Here is a 15,974-nt window from a genome sequence, read left to right as displayed (position 1 = left end):
TCAGAACTGGAAGTAGATGAACTCGTAGTTCGCATCGTCGCCGATCTTGAGCAGGACGAGCACGAACAGCAGCGCGAAGCCGAAGGCGAGGAGCCGCCGGGGCGGCAGGCGGTGCACCGCGTTCCACGCGGTGGGCCCCACCGTCGCGACCAGGGCGGCGATGGCGATGGTGCGCCACTTGAAGCCGGAGCCCCTGGGCGCCAGCCCGAACAGCCCCTTGAAGATCACGAGGGCCGCCTCGAAGCTCGTCGCCCGGAACAGCACCCAGGTCAGCACGACGAACAGGCTGGTCAGCGCCCAGCCGAGGGGCGCGGGCACCGCGATCCGGGCACGGCGCGCCAGGACCCCGGCGCCGAGGCCGATCCCGTGGAGCGCGCCCCAGGCGAGGAAGGTCAGGCCCGCCCCGTGCCAGAGGCCGCCGAGCGTCATCGTCGCGACGAGCGCCCCGACCTGCCGCGGCAGCCCGCGGCGGTTACCGCCCATCGGGACGTAGAGGTAGTCGCGCAGGAAGCGCGACAGGGTCATGTGCCAGCGCCGCCAGAACTCGCGCAGGGAGGTGGCGCGGTACGGCACGTCGAAGTTCTGCGGCAGGACGAGGCCGAACAGCAGCGCGATGCCCAGCGCCATGTCGGTGTAGCCGGAGAAGTCGAAGTAGATCTGGAAGGTGAAGCCGAGCGTCGCCTGCCACGCCTCCACCACCGTGACGGCCTTGCCGGCGGCGGCGGCCTGGAACACCGGGTTCACGTACTCGGCGAGCGGGTCGCCGAGGAACACCTTCTTGGCGAGGCCGACGGTGAGCAGCATCAGCCCGCGGGCGAAGCGCTCGGCGGCGTCGGGCCGCGCGTAGGGCGACTCGTCGAACTGGTGCATGATCTCGCTCCAGCGCACGAGCGGGCCGGCGAGAACCTGCGGGAAGAAGGCGATGTAGAGGGCGTATTTCACGAGCCCGAAGCCCGGCGCCCGGCCGGCCCGCAGGTCGGCGAGATACATGATGTGGTGGAAGGTGAAGAACGAGATGCCGAGCGGCAGGGCGAGGCCGAGGCGCTGCGCTTCCAGGCCGGGGATCAGGTTGGCGAGGTCGGCCGCGAAGTCGAGGTACTTGAACACGCCGAGCAGCGCGAGGTTGGCGGCGATCGCCGCCGGGATCAGCCAGCGGCCCGGCCAGAGGCGATAGGCCCGGGCCACGCACCAGTTCGCGACGATCGACCCGGCCAGCAGCGGCACGAACCGGATGTCCCACCAGCCGTAGAACACGAAGGACAGGGCGACGAGGAGCGGCAACCGCCACGCGGGCGCGGCGCGCGCCACCAGCCCGTGCAGGATCAGCGCGGTCGGCAGGAAGGCGAGGAGGAAGACGAAGGAGTTGAACAGCATCGGGCGGGGCGGCGCGGAGGAGCCCGGATGGGCCGCCGTAGTCTCCGAGCGGGAGGGACGGCCTTGTCGGGGATCGGGGCCGGCCCGTCAATCGGCGCTCGGCGTGCGGGGCGCTTCCGCGGCCGCCCCGGAGGGCTCCGCGGCGCCCGCGACGACGCGGGCGCGGGAACGCCCGACTGGCGGCGGGCTCAGGCCCCGCGCCGGACCGCCTCGATGGTCAGGCCCAGCCCGACCGAGCCGAACGTGTCGCCCTCCACCACCCGGGCGGCGGGCAAAGCGGCCGTCAGCGCGGCGCGCAGGTGCGGCAGGCCGGTGGAACCGCCGGTGAGGAACAGGGCGTCGACCCGGTCGGCCGTCAGTTCCGCCTGCGCGAGGCAGCGCGCGATCCGCGCCGCGACGGCGCGGGCGAGGTCGCCGGTCTGGGCGGACAGGGTCGCGCGATCCACCGGCACCGCGAGCCCCGGCTCCAGGAGGCCGAGATCGAGCACGGTCGCGTCCCGCTCGGAGGCCGCGATCTTGGCGCCCTCCACCGCCCCGGCCAGGGCGTGCCCGCGCTCGCCCTCCACGGCCTCGCGCAGCCGCGCGAGCAGGTCGGGCCGGGCGCCGTCGCGGATGACCTCGTCGATCTCGCGCAGGGTCTTCGGGTTGTAGAGGCGGTTGATCGCCGACCACGTAGCGAGATCGTGATAGTAGGCGTTCGGCACCGCGAGGTCGCCGCGACGCATCGGGCTTCCGAGGCCCAGGAGCGGCATCACCGTGCCGAGGCTGAGCTGGCGGTCGAAATCGGTGCCGCCGATCCGCACGCCGTCGTTGGCCAGGATGTCGCCGGCGCGGTCCGGCCGCCCCCGGCGCTCGGGCGCGAGGCGGACGATGGAGAAGTCCGAGGTGCCGCCACCGATATCGGCGACGAGGGCGATCTCCTCCGCGCGGACCTGCCGCTCGTAGTCGAGCGCCGCGGCGATCGGCTCGTACTGGAACGAGACCTCCCGGAAGCCGACGTCGCGGGCGATGTCGCGCAGCGTGTCCTCCGCGCGGCGGTCCGCCTCCGGGTCGCCGTCGACGAAGTGGACGGGGCGGCCGTGGACCACGCTGTCGAGGCTCTGGCCGCTGGCGGCCTCGGCCCGCGCCTTTACGGCGGTCAGGTAGCGGGCGATGACGTCGCGCAGGCGCAGCCGCTGGCGCCCGACCGGGGTCGCCTCCTCCATGAGCGGCGTGCCGAGGACCGATTTCAACCCCCGCATCAGCCGGCCGGACCGGCCCTCGACGTAGGCCGCCGTGGCGGCCCGGCCGATGATCGGCTCCCGGCCGAGCTCGAAGAAGATCGCGCTCGGGATCGTCCGGTGCGCGCCCTCCAGGGGCAGCAGCGTCGGACCGTCCGGGCCGTCATGCCCGAGGGTGGTGTTCGACGTGCCGAAATCGAGGCCGCAGGCCGCCATCGTGTCGTGGGTCCGGGAGTTGGGAGAAGGGCCGTGGGCCTACAGGGCCGACAGGCCGGGGTCCAGGCCGGAGGAGCGGGGCCCGGGGAGCCCGGGCGGGGGTTGACGGCGCGACCGCGCAGCGGCGGCGTCGCGGGACGGCGCGGGGCGATGCGACAGTCCACCGCCCGGGCGTTCCCATGCGGGAAGCGTGGACAGCGCGCCGGCGGCACACCCGGACCGGCCGGGCCGTGCTATGAGGCGCCATGCGTTCCGACATCGATCTCGGCCTGACGGGCGAGCGCCCCGCGCTCCTCGACCTCACCGAACTGCTCGCCACGCGGCTCCTGGTCCAGGGCAATTCCGGGTCCGGCAAATCGCACCTGCTGCGGCGGCTGCTCGAGCAGAGCGCCGGCCTCGTGCAGCAGGCGATCATCGACCCGGAGGGCGACTTCGCCAGCCTCGCCGACCGCTACGGCCACGTCGTGGTCGAGGCCGACGGCGACGACGTCGCCCTGCAGCGCATCGCCGCAAGGGTGCGGACGCACCGGGTCTCGGTGGTGCTGTCGCTGGAGAACCTCGACGCCGACGGCCAGATGCGGGCCGCCGCGGCCTTCCTGGGCGGTTTGTTCGACGCCGACCGCGACCACTGGTACCCGATGCTGGTGGCGGTGGACGAGGCGCAGCTCTTCGCGCCGGCTGCCGCCGGCGAGGTCTCGGACGAGGCCAGGCGCCTGTCGCTCGGCGCGATGACCAACCTCATGTGCCGCGGCCGCAAGCGCGGGCTCGCCGGTATCATCGCGACGCAGCGCCTCGCCAAGCTCGCCAAGAACGTCGCGGCCGAGGCCTCGAACTTCCTGATGGGCCGGACCTTCCTCGACATCGACATGGCGCGCGCCGCCGACCTCCTCGGGCTGGAGCGCCGGCAGGCCGAGACGTTCCGCGACCTGCCGCGCGGGCATTTCGTGGCCCTGGGGCCGGCCCTGTCCCGGCGCCCGCTCACCATCGCGGTCGGGCCGACCCAGACCGTGAGCCGGAGTTCCTCGCCGGTCCTCGTTCCGCTGCCCGACGCCCTGGAGGATGCCCGCGCGCTGATCCTCACGGCGAGCCCCGCGGAGACCGTCGCGCCGCTGGCGCCGCGGCCGAAGCCGCGCCCGACCCCGGCACCCGACGTGCTCGTCCAGCTCGCCAATTACCGCCCGCCGGCGCCGGCCGAGGAGCCGGAGGAGGAGCCGATGGACCCGGAGGCCCGCGAGGCGGCGCTCGCCGAGGTCCTGGCCTCCGTGCTGGCGGATGCCGACGCCGCCGCCTGCACCCCCGCGACGCTCTACCAGGACTTCACGGTCCGCTGCCGCATCCGGCGCCTGCGCGGCGACACGATGGGCCTGCCCGAGTTCAAGCGGCGGCTCGCGGTCGCGCGGGCCGAGGCCGGGGGCGCGGTCGCGGACAATTCCGGGTGGGAGCAAGCCCAGGCCATCGCGGCCGGCCTGCCGGACGACCTCGCCGGGCTCTTCCTCGTGGTCGCGCGGGCCGCCATCGAGGGCGCCCCCTGCCCGACCGACACCATGCTGGCCGAGGCCTACGGCACCAGCTCGGGCGGCCGGGCGCGGCGGATGCTGGCCTATCTCGAGGAGCGCGGCGCCATCGTCACCCGCAAGGACCTGCGCGGCGCGCCGATCATCGCGGTGCCGGATCTCGGCGTCGAGACCGGACCGGGCGAGCCGCAGATGCTGCCGACCGGGCCGAAGCGGCGGGTCGTGTAACCGGATCGGGCGCCGGTCCGTCCAGGCGCTGGGAATCGCCCAGGCTCGGTCGCGGCTGCCCGTCAGACGCGCCGGGCCATCTCCAGCTTGGCGAGCTCCACCGCGGCCCGCAGCTCGATCTCGGCCATCAGACCGTCGAGCCGCGGATCTCCCGAGAGGCCGGCGCGCTCGTTCAGGCGACCGGCGATGGCGCGCAGATCCTGCGGCGCGACGCGGCCGCCGAGCAGCGCCGCCTTCAGCCGGTCGAGGCCGTCGAGAAGGTCCTGGCCGCGCTGGGCGGAGCGCCGGCGCCGCTCCTGGGGCGTGTCGGCCTCGGCCTGGAGAAGCAGGACCGCGTCGAGCCCGGCGAGGGTCGCGGCGGCGGCCGGCGCGCCGGCCGACGTCGGCGACGACGGGGTCGCGCCGAGGCTGAAGGCTGCGCCGCCCTCGGGCTTCCGGGCGGACGCGACACCGCCGGCGCTCTGGATCGGCTGGCGAGTCTCGACACGCATGATCCGGTTCGCGTTGCTCCAAGCGCCCCCGCGCAGACCAAGAAATTCGGCCGCCAGGGTTAAGCGCGGGTAAACAAGCCGGCAGAAGCTGCCGGGTCGGCAGGTTCGGTGCCGGTGCCGCGGGACGCGGACGCGGAGTGGGCGGAAGAAAACCCCCTCTTTTTCAACGCCTTGCGCGAAGCCGGCGGCTGGCACGCCCCTGGCAGGATGGCGTCAGGTCCGTCACGGTCGAAAACACGGCATGCGCCCGCGTCACGCGTTCAGTCCTCTCCGGTCTCTCCTGGCGGCCCTCGCGGGCGCCCTGCTGCTCGCCGCCCTGTCCGTGCCGGCGCTCGCCCTGTCGCGCGTCAAGGATCTCGCTTCCATCGAGGGTGTCCGCCAGAACCAGCTCGTCGGCTACGGCATCGTGGTCGGCCTCAACGGCACCGGCGACACGCTGAACAACATCCCGTTCACCAAGCAGTCCCTCCAGGCCATGCTGGAGCGCCTCGGCGTCAACACCCGCGGCGCCACGATGCGCACGCAGAACCTCGCGGCCGTGATGGTGACCGCGAGCCTGCCGCCCTTCGCCGCGCAGGGCACCCGGATCGACGTCACGGTCTCGTCGCTGGGCGACGCCAAGTCCCTCCAGGGCGGCACCCTGCTGGTGACGCCGCTGCTGGGCGCCGACGGCGAGGTCTACGCCCTGGCACAGGGTTCGGTAGCGATCGCCGGCTTCGCCGCCGAGGGCGACGCCGCCAAGATCACCCGGGGCGTGCCGACCAACGGCCGGATCTCCAACGGCGCCAACATCGAGCGCGAGATCGCCTTCAAGCTGAACGACGCGCGCTCGCTCCGGCTGTCGCTGCGCAACCCGGACTTCACCACCTCGAAGCGGATCGCCGCCGCGATCAACGACTTCATGGGCGCCGACACCGCCGAGCCCACCGACCCGGCCACCGTCACGATCCAGATCCCGGCCCGCTACAACGGCAACATGATCCGCCTCATCACCGAGGTTGAGCAGCTGAAGGTGGAGCCCGACCAGACCGCCCGGGTCGTGGTCGACGAGCGCTCTGGCATCATCGTCATGGGCCGGGACGTGCGCGTGTCGACGGTGGCGATCGCGCAGGGCAACCTCACCGTGACCATCACCGAGCAGCCGCAGGTCAGCCAGCCGGCGCCGCTCTCCAACGGGCGCACCGTCGTGGTTCCGCGCACCGGGGTGAAGGTCGATACCGGCGACGGCAACAAGCTCGCCCTGGTGAAGGAAGGCGTCAGCCTGCGCGAGCTGGTCGACGGCCTCAACGCGCTGGGCGTCGGCCCGCGGGACCTCATCTCGATCCTCCAGGCGATCAAGGCCGCGGGCGCGCTCCAGGCCGATATCGAGCTGATGTGACCGAGCGGACGCGAAGGAACGATCCATGCTGCAACTCGCCAGTCTCGCGGCCAGCGCCGCCGCCAGCGTCGGGACCTCGGTGGCCGGGAGCGCCGTCGACGGGATCATCAAGACCGCCAACAAGGCCAAGGCCCTGAAGACGGCGACCGAGTTCGAATCGATGTTCCTGGAGAACAGCCTCGATCGGCTGACCCAGTCGGAGGGCACCGACGGACCGCTGGGCGAGAACGGCACCGGCGGCGGCGTCTACCGCTCGATGCTGACCAAGGAATACGCGAAGCAGATCGTGAAGAGCGGCGGCGTCGGCATCGCCGACTCGGTCTTCCGTGAGATCATGAAGATGCAGGGTGCGGCGAGCGATGGAGCGATCGATGCAAAGGGCTGAACCGCTGCGCGTCGGGGACCGGGTCACCGCCGAGGCGCTGGTGGCGGGCGTGCTCGGCAACATGGCCGCCCTTGAGGCCGTCCTCGCCGAGGAGGCGGCCTACGTCCGGGAAGGGCGGCTGCAGGAGGGCGTCGCCGCGGCCGAGCCGAAGGCCGCACTGGCGGCCGCCTACATGCAGGGGCTCGAGGTCGCGAAGGCGAACGCCGTCGCGCTGAAGCGCTTCCATCCCGAGGGAGTCGAGGCCCTGCGCACGGCGCACCGGCGGTTCACCGCGGCCGTGGAAGCGAACCAGACGGTGCTCGCCAGCGCCAGGACCGTCTCGGAGGGCTTGATCAAGACCCTGGCGGAGGAGATCGGCAAGGCGCAGCTCCCCTCCGGCTACGGGCGGCAGGCGCCGGCGCCCTCCCCGTACGGCCGCGGCGTGCGCAGCGGGCCGCTGGTCCTGTCGCGCAACCTCTAGGGCCCGCCCGGTCGGCGACCGGCGCCGATCCGGACGTAGGTGCGCACCTCGCCGAGATCGGTGTCGGCGCGGTTGTCGACCGCGATGCGTCCGGCGACGGCCGGCGCCGCCGCGACGCCGCGGCCCGCCGCGAGATCCGCCCCCGCGACGACGCGGCCCGAGACGCGGATGCAGCTGTCGCTCCCCGGCAGGCGCACGAAGCCCTGGCCCTTGGACGGGCACGGCACCGGCCCCGGGATCGCCGGCAGATCCCGCAGGTCGAGGGCCGCGACCGGTCCCGCGCAGGTCAGGATCGCCGCGAGGGCGGCGCAGCTCCGGAGCCGGCCGCGCATCTCAGGCGGCTCGGCGGGCGAGATCCCGGTGAAGGAGGTCGATGTAGAGCTCGACCTCGCCGATGAACCCGTCGAGATCGGGCTCGTGGATGCGCAGGCGAGCGAGGTCGCGCAGCAGGATGTCGAGGGCGATCGCCCGCTCGTCGGGATGCGCGTAGCCGGCGAGATAGGTGTCGACGGCCTGCTCCACCAGCACGATCGCGCCGATGCGCGGGGCAATTCCCAGGCGGAGAACGAGTTCGATGGGTCCGGACAGCGCCATGCCGACCTCTCCTCAATCGAAGGACGGCGCGTGGGCGCGGCCGCAGGCTGCGCTTCATTCCCGGAAAGCGGCGAGACTATGGTGAACGAGACACGTCTCGTCATTTTTCGACCGTCAGGCGCTCGCTGACCGGTCCCGGCGATCAACTCAGCTGATGTAGTTCACCAGGGAGAGCTTCGAGAGCGTCGCGGTGACCTGATAGCTGGCCTGGAGCCGGTTCTGCACGTCGAGGAGCTTGGTGATGACCTCCTCGGGGGAGATCTGCTCGATCCCGTCCAGGGTGTTCTGGACGGTGTTCTGCAGAGCCTTGTTGGTCGTGCCGGCATTCGAGAGCCGCGTCGACGCGATGGTCAGCTGCGTGACGGTGTCCTGGACGCTGGGTGTCTGGTTGGCGGAAGAGAGCAGGCTGCCGGCCTTCGTCGCCACCGTCTGGTAGGTGTTGTACGTGTTGGCGTCGTTCGTGGTGGGGAGGCCGAAGGCCATCGTCGCCAGGCCGGCGAGCACGTTCTGGACCGTGGGGTCGTTGGCGCGGGCGCCGGTACCGACGCTCCCGGTCGCGCTCACCTGGACGGACTGCGTGTCGATCGCCGGGGTCGGCTTCCCGGTCGCGGGATCGTAGCTGTTCTCGCCCTGGTACCACAGCACCGTGTTCTGGGCCGTTGCCGGCGTGTAGCCGATCGGGTTCTTGTTCCCGTCATACGCGATGCGCTGCGGCATCACGCCGGTCCCCGACGGACCACCATTCGCCGCGCCCGAGAAGAAGTTCGACGCGGTCGCCGCGGTGGCGTTCACCGCCAGCGTGCTGTTGGCCGCGCCGGTCAGCGCGTTGCTCAGCGTCGTCGACAGGTTCGCCATCGTCTGGGCGGGCGTCGAGCCGATGGCGAAGCTGGTGATCGATTTCGGGTCCGCGCTCGTCGCGGCCGTGAGGGTGATCGTCGTGGAGGTGCCGTCCGCCATCTTCAGCGCGAACGACACGGTGTCGCCGGCACTCGGCTGCGTCGTCATACTGAGGGTGAAGTTGCCCGGGCTCGTGGCCGTGCCCGCCGCGTAGGTCGCGCCGATCGCCGTGCCGGTCGTGGTCGGCGCGCCCGCCAGGGTGAAGCCGAACTTCCCGCGCGTCGCGTCGTTCGTCTCCTCGGTGATCTGCACGGATGTGGTCGGATTGGCCGGCGTCTGCGTCAGGCGGCCGTTGCCCCCTGCGCCCAGCTCGGCGGTCACCCGCTGCGAGATCAGGGTCGAGAGTCCGTCGAGCTTGTTGCCGCTCGCGTCGGTCGTGCCGTCGAGGATCTTGCTCGAGTCGACCACGGGCTGGGTCGTGGTGTTGCTGCCGCCGAACAGGTAGTTGCCCGCCGCCGATTCGTTGAGCGTGTCGAGCGCCGTCTGCAGGTTGGCCAGCGCCGTCGACCGGCCGGAGACCGAGTTCGCCGCCACGCTCTGCAGGCCGTTCTGCAGCATCGTCCCGGTGGAGGTCCCGAGGGTCGCCACCTGCGTCAGGCTCGTGACCGCGAGGTTGGTCCGGGTCTGCGCGGCGGTGATGCCGGCGGCGTAGCCGGTGAGCGCGCTCAGGGTGGCCTGCGCGGACAGGGCCGTCGACCGGCCGGAGCCGAGGCCGCCGTAGGTCTGCGAGACCTGACCGCTGGAGAGCTGGTTGGTCAGGTCGTTGAGCTGGCCCTTCAGCGCCTGGAGCTGCGAGGCGTTGCGGGTGGTCAGGTACGAGCCGGCCGCGAAGGGGGTGATCGTCGTCATGATCAGATCTGCAGCAGCTGGGTGAGCATGTCGCGGGCCGCGGTGAGCACCCGGGCGTTGGCGCCGTACGCGGTCTGCAGGGCGATCAGGTTCGACATCTCCTGGTCGATGTTGACGCCCGCCCCGGCGGAGAACCGGCTCTGCGCGGTGGAGAGCGCCGTCTGCTGCGTGGCGTCGAGCGCCGACGCGTTCGACGCGTTGGCGCCCTGCGTGGAGACGATGTCCTGCGCGAAGCCGATCACGGACGTGCTGTAGGGCGCCGAGACGCCGCCGATGCCGCTCGACGACGAGAAGGTCTGCGGGGTCGCGGTCAGCGCCGTGAACAGCTTCTGGGCGCGGGCGCCGGACGCGCTCGTGTCCGTGGCGCTCGTCGCCGTCAGCGCGGCGGTATTGCCCGACAGGGCGCCGTTGACCGTGATGCGCTGGGCGAAGCCGGTGAGCTGCGAGCCGCCGTCGAACGAGCCGGTGTAGAGCTTGTTGCCCGAGCCGTCGACGAACATCGCCAGCGACGGGTTGCCGGTGTTCAGGTCCGACGCCGAGACGGCCGAGACGCTGGCGCTCGCCGCGCCCGCGACCTTGCCGGCCGCACCCAGCGTCAGCGTCGCGCTGGTGCCGGTCGAGGAGACGGGGGTCGCCGACAGGGTCGGCAATTTGTAGGCGCTGCCGGACGCGTTGAACGTGTTGAACGCCGACTGGATCGCCGCCGCGTAGGTGCTGGGACCGCCGCTGGCGTTGAAGGTCAGGGTGAGGCCGCTCGAATCCGTGGTCTGCGCGGCGGGCACGATCGTGCCGCTGGAGGTCGCCGACGCCACGAGCGTCACGTTGCGCACCGCACCGGTGTTGTCGGTGACCGGGAAGGTGATGGTGTTGCCGGGCTTCATGGTCGACACGCTGATCTGCGTGTCGGTCCCGCTATACGTCCCGGTGGTCGCGGTGTTCGTGAGCGCGGTCGAGAGGCCGGCCGCGAGGTCGTCGAGCTGGCGCTGCGCCTGCGGCAGGGTCTGGTCGCGCATCTCGATCTCGGCGGCCAGGCTGCCGGACCGCAGCACGCCGGGAGCTCCGAGGTCGATCTTGCCGCCGCCCGGCAGCGTCGCCGTGATGGTCCCGACCGTCCGCTGCGCCGGATCGGTCGAGTAGGTCGCGTTGGGGCCGAGCACGCCGCGGCCGTCGAAGCTCAGGGTCGCGGCGTTCCCGCGATCCACCAGCGTCACGCCCGACTGGGTCATGACCGAGACCGTCCCGTCGCGCTGCGGGACCGTCTGCACGTCCATGTAGCTCGACAGGCTGTTGATCGCCTGGTCGCGCTGGTCCTGAAGGTCGGTCAGCGCGGTGCTGTCGGTGGTGTTCTGGATCTTGCCGTTGAGCGTCGCGATGTTGGACAGGATCGTGCTGGCCGCGCTCGTGTCGGTGCCCAGCTGCGCCTCGAGGCCGGTGCGCAAGTTCTGAACCGTGCCGGCGGCGCTGTTGATGAGGCTCGCGACGGCCGAGGCATTGCCCAGCACCGTCGTGCGGGCGGCCGCCGAGGTCGGGTTCGCGGCGAGCTCCTGGAGAGATTCGGTGAAGGTGTTCAGCGTCCCGTCGAGGGACGTGGAACTCCCGGGCACGCCGTAGAGGGCGTCGAGCTGGGTGGCGATGCCGGACTTGGTGCTCGTGTAGGCGGCGCCCGAGGTCTCCAGCCGGAGCTGGTTCAGCGCCGCGGCGTCGAAGCTGCGGGTGATCTGCCCGATGGCGACACCGGAATTGTTCGGGCCGTTGGCGACCGTCGAGAGCGTGCGCTTGACGTAGCCGGTCGTGCCCGCATTGGCGACGTTCTGCGAGACGATGTTGATCGCCGCCTGCGTGGCGGCGAGGCCTGCGGCCGAGGTGGAGATCGCATTCAGCGACATGTCACGGCCTCCGCGGCTCGATTCGCACCCTCACTCAGCGGATCACGTTCAGCAGATCAGACATCATCGTCTGGGCCGTCGACATGACGCGCGTGTTCGCAGAGTAAGCCTGCTGGGTTACGATCATCTTAGAGAATTCCGACGCAATGTCGGTGTTCGATTGCTCGTTGCTGGCACCCGAGATCGTGCTGCCGTTGAGCCCCGAGAGCGGCGGCCCCGAATCGACGGTCTGAAGATAGTTCCCGTTCGTATCGGCCTTCAGCCCGTCCGCATTGGCGAACTGGACCACACCGACCGAGGCGAGTGCCACGACCGAACCGTTGGAGAAGGTGCCGTTGACCTTGCCGTCCGGACCGACGGCCACGCTCGTCAGCGTGCCGGAGCTGTTGCCGTTCTGCGTCAGCGCGTTGGTCGTCGCCGCGCCGGTGGTGTCGGCGTACTGCGTCAGGCCGGACGAGCCGAGATTCATGGTGAGGCTGGGGAACGTGTAGTCGCCCATGGTGACGGGCCCGAGCGCGATCGGGTTCGTCGAGGGCGAGGTGAGCTTGCCGGTCGAGTCGAAGGTGAAGGCCGTGCCCACGTTGTTCCAGTCGGACGTGCTGAGCGCGCTCGGATTCGTGGAGTAGTAGAGGTTCCACACGGCCGGCTGAGCCGGCGTCGTCGTCGCGTCCTGGACCTTGGCCCAGCGGGTCGTCAGCGTGAGCGGCGCGCCGGTCGACGTGTAGACCGGCAGCGACGGGCCGGCGATGCTGTTGCTCATGAAGGTCGAGACCGCGCCGGTCTGGGTCGAGTCGACCTTGACGCCGGTCTGCCCCGATCCGGAGGTCACGACGGCCGCGGTGTTCTGATTGTAGAGATCGGAGCCCGACGTCGCCGACGCCGACGTGCTCGGTGTCGAGGGCAGGTTGGCGGCGTAGGTGATCGTCGTGGTGGCCTGCGCCGGCAGCGTCGCGTTGCCGATCTTGATCGGACCGATGCTGGTCGTCTGTCCGGTGATGGGATCGAGGTTGGAGCCGGTCAGGTATCCGCCTGCGCCGTTGACGAGGTAGCCGTCCTTGTCCTGGGCAAAATCGCCCCGGCGCGTGTACAGGTCCGTGCCGCCGAAGGTCGTGGCGCCGTTCGCGTCGCCGGTCTTCTGCACGACGGTGAAGAAACCCTGGCCGTTGATCGCCATGTTGGTGGGCACGCTCGACGAGACGATGTTGCCGGCCAGCGTGTTGGTGAGCTGCGACTTGGCCAACACCGAACCCGCGATTTCCCGGTCGGGCGTCTTCTCGGACATCAGGTCGACGAAGCTGGTGTCGATGCGCTTGTAGCCGGTCGTCTGCGAGTTCGCGATGTTCCCGGAGATGTTGCTGATGGCGTAGGACTGCGACTGGAGTCCGGAGACCGAGGTCTGCAGCGCGGAGAAAAGATCCATGGCGAACGATCCCGATGCGCGCCGCTTCGGCCCGCAGGCCGGGGCTGCCGCAACCGGCGTGCCAGGGCTAAGCCTTTGATAGATCGAGCGTGTGCTGCCGCCGGCCCGGCAGGGTTCGCCGGTCTCGACGGCGCGCCCGGCAGATCCTGCCGGGTCACGTCCACACCCCGTGCGATCCCGCCCGGCAGATCCGCCCGTCGCGTTTACGCGGCGTTATTCGGCGCGCGCGATGATGCCGCCGGGCCGGGGCCACGCGCGGTGAGTCCTGTCCGGAAGCGCTGAACGGGTACGGATTTCGGATCTCGGGATCATGCGGGCGAAACGGACGAGCCTCGTCCACATCATCTACTTCTCGCGCCTGAACCTGTCGTCGGACGCGGCGAAGCGGTCCGAGCAGATCAGCGAGATCGGACGCACCGCCCAGAAGAAGAACGAGTTCGCGGTGATCACGAGCTTCCTGGTCATCGAGGGCAACTTCGCCTGCCAAGTGATCGAGGGCGAGCGCACGTCGGTGCACGAGACCTTCGATCGCGTGAGCGCCGACAGCCGCCACCGCGACGTCCAGATCAGCGAGTGGCGGGAGATCGCCAAGCGCGAGTTCGTCCACTCGTTCAAGAGCGCGCAGCGCACGGTCGGGAACGACACGCTGTTCGCCAAGGCCAACCTTCTCCCGATGCTCCAGCGCGGAACGCCGAAGGCGTCCGCGATCCACGGGCTGTGCCTGTCGCTCCAATCCGACGCGATGTCCCGTCAGGGCATCGACCACCTCTTCATCTGAGCCGCCGATGTCCGAGAGCGATACGCCCCCGATTCTCATCGTCGACGATCAGGAGAAGCTCCTGCGGCTGATCGTGATGCTGATGACCCGCATCGGCTTCCCGGATGTCGAGGGCGTCACCAGCGCCCCCGAGGCGCTGGAGCGGATGCGGCAGCGCCGCTACGCCCTGGTGATCTCCGATCTGGACATGGAGCCGATGGACGGGATCAGCCTGCTGCGCGAGATCCGCGCCGACGACACGCTGATGAACACGCCCTTCATGCTCACCGAGTCGTCCTTCGACTTCGAGGACATCAACCTCGCCCACCAGGCGGGCGCGGACGCCTTCATCCTCAAGCCGTTCGACATGGCGGTGCTGAAGACCAAGCTGAAGCAGGTGCTCAACCGCAAGCCGCGCAAGCGCGAGGCGCCGATCGCGTCCGAATCGACCCTGAGCGTCGAATTTCCGATGCTCGGGAAGTTCTGACGCCGCGCCGCCCCCGCGAGGGCCGCGAAGAGACCCAGGGCGGCGGGACCTCACCGAAGGTCGGGATCCCCCGGATCGCTACGCGGCGCCCGCGAAGACGAGCCGGCGCCGCAACGCGTCACCCCGCCCGCTTCTGGTAATCCTTCACGTCGGTGAAGCGCACGGCCGGGTAGCGCTCCTCCTCGTAGCGGAGCGAGAAGGCCGTGGTCGCCATGAAGACCGGGGCGCCGTCGAGGTCCTTGGCCATGGCCGAGCCGTGCGAGTCGATGAACTTGTCGAGCTCGGCCTCCGAATCGGACGACACCCAGCGGCAGACCGAGAAGCGCGAGGTCTCGTAATCGACCGGCAGGCCGTACTCGGCCTGGAGGCGCTCCTTCAGCACGTCGAGCTGCAGAGCGCCGACCACGCCGACGATCGCCTGGCTGCCGTCCTGCGGCACGAAGACCTGGACGACGCCCTCCTCGCCCATCTGCTGGAGCGCCTCGCGCAGCTTCTTCGCCTTCATGGCGTCGGTGAGCTTGATCCGGCGCAGGATCTCCGGCGCGAAGCTCGGCACGCCGCGGAACACGATGTCCTCGCCCTCGGTGAGCGTGTCGCCGATGCGCAAGGTACCGTGGTTCGGGATGCCGACCACGTCGCCGGCATAGGCCTCGTCGGCGATGGCCCTGTCCTGCGCGAAGAAGAACTGCGGCGCCGACAGCGAGATCGGCTTGCCGGTGCGCACCAGCCGGGCCTTCATGCCCCGGTTGAGCTTGCCCGAGCAGACCCGCATGAAGGCGATGCGGTCCCGGTGGTTCGGGTCCATGTTCGCCTGGATCTTGAACACGAAGCCGGTCATGCGCGGCTCGGTCGGCTCGACGAGCCGCTTGTCCGCGTCCTGGCCGCGGGGCGGCGGCGCAACCTTGGCGAGACCGTCGATCAGGTCGCGCACGCCGAAATTGCGCAGCGCCGAGCCGAAGAAGACCGGCGTCAGGTGGCCCTCGCGGAACGCGTCGAGGTCGAACGGCTTCAGCCCGCCCTCAGCAAGCTCGACCTCCTCGCGCCACGCGTCGGCCGCGCCGTTCTCGGTCAGCAGCTCGTCGAACAGCGGGTCGTCCGGGCCGGACACCGCCACCATCCCGGCATCCTCGGCGGCGTCGAGCCGGCGCACGCGGTTGCCGCCGAGCTCGTAGGTCCCGGAGAAGTTGCGGCCCGTGCCGATCGGCCACGTGACCGGGGCGACGTCGAGCGCCAGCGTCTTCTCGATCTCGTCGAGCAGCTCGAACGGGTCGCGGGCCTCGCGGTCGAGCTTGTTGATGAAGGTGACGATCGGGATGTCGCGCAGGCGGCAGACCTCGAACAGTTTCCGCGTGCGCGCCTCGATGCCCTTCGCGGCGTCGATCACCATCACGGCCGAATCGACCGCCGTGAGCGTCCGGTAGGTATCCTCCGAGAAGTCCTCGTGGCCGGGCGTGTCGAGCAGGTTGAAGACGCAGTCGCCGTACTCGAAGGTCATCACCGAGGTGACCACCGAGATGCCGCGCTCCTTCTCGATGCCCATCCAATCGGAGCGGGTCGAGACCCTGTTGCGCTTGGCCTTCACCTCGCCGGCGAGCTGGATCGCGCCCCCGAACAGCAGCAGCTTCTCGGTGAGCGTGGTCTTGCCCGCGTCGGGGTGGGAGATGATCGCGAAGGTGCGCCGCCGCGACACCGGATCGGCCGGCCTCGCCTCGGTCTTGGTCTGCATCAGCATGGAGCGAACGCCCTGGGTCGGCGGAACGTGGTGGTGCGCGGCGCGGCACTCGCGCGGTCTCGGGATCGTGTAGCGGCAAGCCCCGA

General features: G+C 70.7%; 15 protein-coding genes. 6 read left to right on the top strand and 9 right to left on the bottom strand.

Features of this window, described 5'->3' with window-relative positions; genetic code table 11:
• Both ME121_RS18995 and ME121_RS18990 read right to left on the bottom strand, forming a co-directional pair.
• The gene (locus ME121_RS18995) at nt 1-1,374 is read right to left on the bottom strand and encodes an MBOAT family O-acyltransferase (protein WP_059409453.1); all 1,374 of its coding nucleotides are present in this window, start codon (nt 1,372-1,374) and stop codon (nt 1-3) included.
• Between the two features lie 188 nt (nt 1,375-1,562).
• Complete coding sequence (locus ME121_RS18990) at nt 1,563-2,810, bottom strand: Hsp70 family protein (protein ID WP_012322441.1); 1,248 nt, start codon at nt 2,808-2,810, stop codon at nt 1,563-1,565.
• A gap of 245 nt (nt 2,811-3,055) precedes the next feature.
• Here ME121_RS18990 and ME121_RS18985 point away from each other — a divergent pair, with 245 nt between their 5' ends.
• Nucleotides 3,056-4,552 carry a helicase HerA domain-containing protein gene (locus ME121_RS18985; protein WP_012322440.1) on the top strand — a complete coding sequence of 499 codons (1,497 nt, stop codon included), beginning with the start codon at nt 3,056-3,058 and terminating at the stop codon, nt 4,550-4,552.
• A gap of 62 nt (nt 4,553-4,614) precedes the next feature.
• Here ME121_RS18985 and ME121_RS18980 read toward each other — a convergent pair whose 3' ends face one another.
• Nucleotides 4,615-5,043, bottom strand: a complete 429-nt coding sequence (locus ME121_RS18980) for a flagellar assembly protein FliX (RefSeq protein WP_012322439.1) — start codon at nt 5,041-5,043, stop codon at nt 4,615-4,617.
• A 241-nt stretch (nt 5,044-5,284) separates the two neighbouring features.
• On the opposite strand from ME121_RS18980, the gene ME121_RS18975 reads away from it, so the two are divergent.
• Genes ME121_RS18975 through ME121_RS18965 form a run of 3 tightly spaced genes read left to right on the top strand, consistent with a single transcriptional unit; the run spans nt 5,285 to nt 7,266 of the window.
• Complete coding sequence (locus tag ME121_RS18975; RefSeq protein ID WP_012322438.1) at nt 5,285-6,421, top strand: flagellar basal body P-ring protein FlgI; 1,137 nt, start codon at nt 5,285-5,287, stop codon at nt 6,419-6,421.
• A gap of 25 nt (nt 6,422-6,446) precedes the next feature.
• Nucleotides 6,447-6,806 (top strand): rod-binding protein, encoded by a 360-nt coding sequence (locus ME121_RS18970; protein ID WP_012322437.1) that lies wholly within the window; start codon nt 6,447-6,449, stop codon nt 6,804-6,806.
• Nucleotides 6,793-7,266, top strand: coding sequence for a hypothetical protein (locus tag ME121_RS18965; RefSeq protein ID WP_024828031.1), 474 nt, complete (start codon nt 6,793-6,795; stop codon nt 7,264-7,266). The genes ME121_RS18970 and ME121_RS18965 overlap by 14 nt, the downstream gene beginning before the upstream one ends.
• Here ME121_RS18965 and ME121_RS18960 read toward each other — a convergent pair.
• The 5 genes from ME121_RS18960 to ME121_RS18940 all read right to left on the bottom strand — a co-directional run bounded on the left by ME121_RS18960 (nt 7,263) and on the right by ME121_RS18940 (nt 12,912).
• On the bottom strand, nt 7,263-7,598 hold the full coding sequence (locus ME121_RS18960; RefSeq protein WP_012322435.1) for a porin family protein: 336 nt from the start codon (nt 7,596-7,598) through the stop codon (nt 7,263-7,265). The two genes, ME121_RS18965 and ME121_RS18960, sit on opposite strands and share 4 nt — an antisense overlap.
• 1 nt (nt 7,599) lies before the next feature.
• Nucleotides 7,600-7,860 (bottom strand): hypothetical protein, encoded by a 261-nt coding sequence (locus tag ME121_RS18955; protein ID WP_012322434.1) that lies wholly within the window; start codon nt 7,858-7,860, stop codon nt 7,600-7,602.
• A 147-nt stretch (nt 7,861-8,007) separates the two neighbouring features.
• Nucleotides 8,008-9,606 carry a flagellin gene (locus ME121_RS18950; protein ID WP_058607455.1) on the bottom strand — a complete coding sequence of 533 codons (1,599 nt, stop codon included), beginning with the start codon at nt 9,604-9,606 and terminating at the stop codon, nt 8,008-8,010.
• A gap of 2 nt (nt 9,607-9,608) precedes the next feature.
• Nucleotides 9,609-11,492 carry a flagellar hook-associated protein FlgK gene (flgK, locus tag ME121_RS18945; protein ID WP_059409452.1) on the bottom strand — a complete coding sequence of 628 codons (1,884 nt, stop codon included), beginning with the start codon at nt 11,490-11,492 and terminating at the stop codon, nt 9,609-9,611.
• Nucleotides 11,493-11,526: 34 nt separating this feature from the next.
• Nucleotides 11,527-12,912 (bottom strand): flagellar hook protein FlgE, encoded by a 1,386-nt coding sequence (locus ME121_RS18940; RefSeq protein ID WP_024828033.1) that lies wholly within the window; start codon nt 12,910-12,912, stop codon nt 11,527-11,529.
• Between the two features lie 310 nt (nt 12,913-13,222).
• Between ME121_RS18940 and ME121_RS18935 the strand changes: the two genes are divergently transcribed.
• Nucleotides 13,223-13,690: a BLUF domain-containing protein gene (locus ME121_RS18935; protein ID WP_012322430.1), complete on the top strand. Its 468-nt coding sequence runs from the start codon at nt 13,223-13,225 to the stop codon at nt 13,688-13,690.
• 7 nt (nt 13,691-13,697) lie between these two features.
• Nucleotides 13,698-14,156: a response regulator gene (locus ME121_RS18930; protein WP_012322429.1), complete on the top strand. Its 459-nt coding sequence runs from the start codon at nt 13,698-13,700 to the stop codon at nt 14,154-14,156.
• Nucleotides 14,157-14,274: 118 nt separating this feature from the next.
• Here ME121_RS18930 and ME121_RS18925 read toward each other — a convergent pair whose 3' ends face one another.
• Nucleotides 14,275-15,888, bottom strand: coding sequence for a peptide chain release factor 3 (locus tag ME121_RS18925; RefSeq protein WP_012322428.1), 1,614 nt, complete (start codon nt 15,886-15,888; stop codon nt 14,275-14,277).
• Between the last annotated feature and the right edge of the window lie 86 nt (nt 15,889-15,974).

It is taken from the genome of Methylobacterium sp. ME121 (assembly GCF_000974725.1).
Taxonomy (GTDB): domain Bacteria; phylum Pseudomonadota; class Alphaproteobacteria; order Rhizobiales; family Beijerinckiaceae; genus Methylobacterium; species Methylobacterium radiotolerans.
The sequence above is the reverse complement of the archived record's forward strand: the minus strand, read 5'-3'. Positions and strand labels throughout refer to the sequence as shown.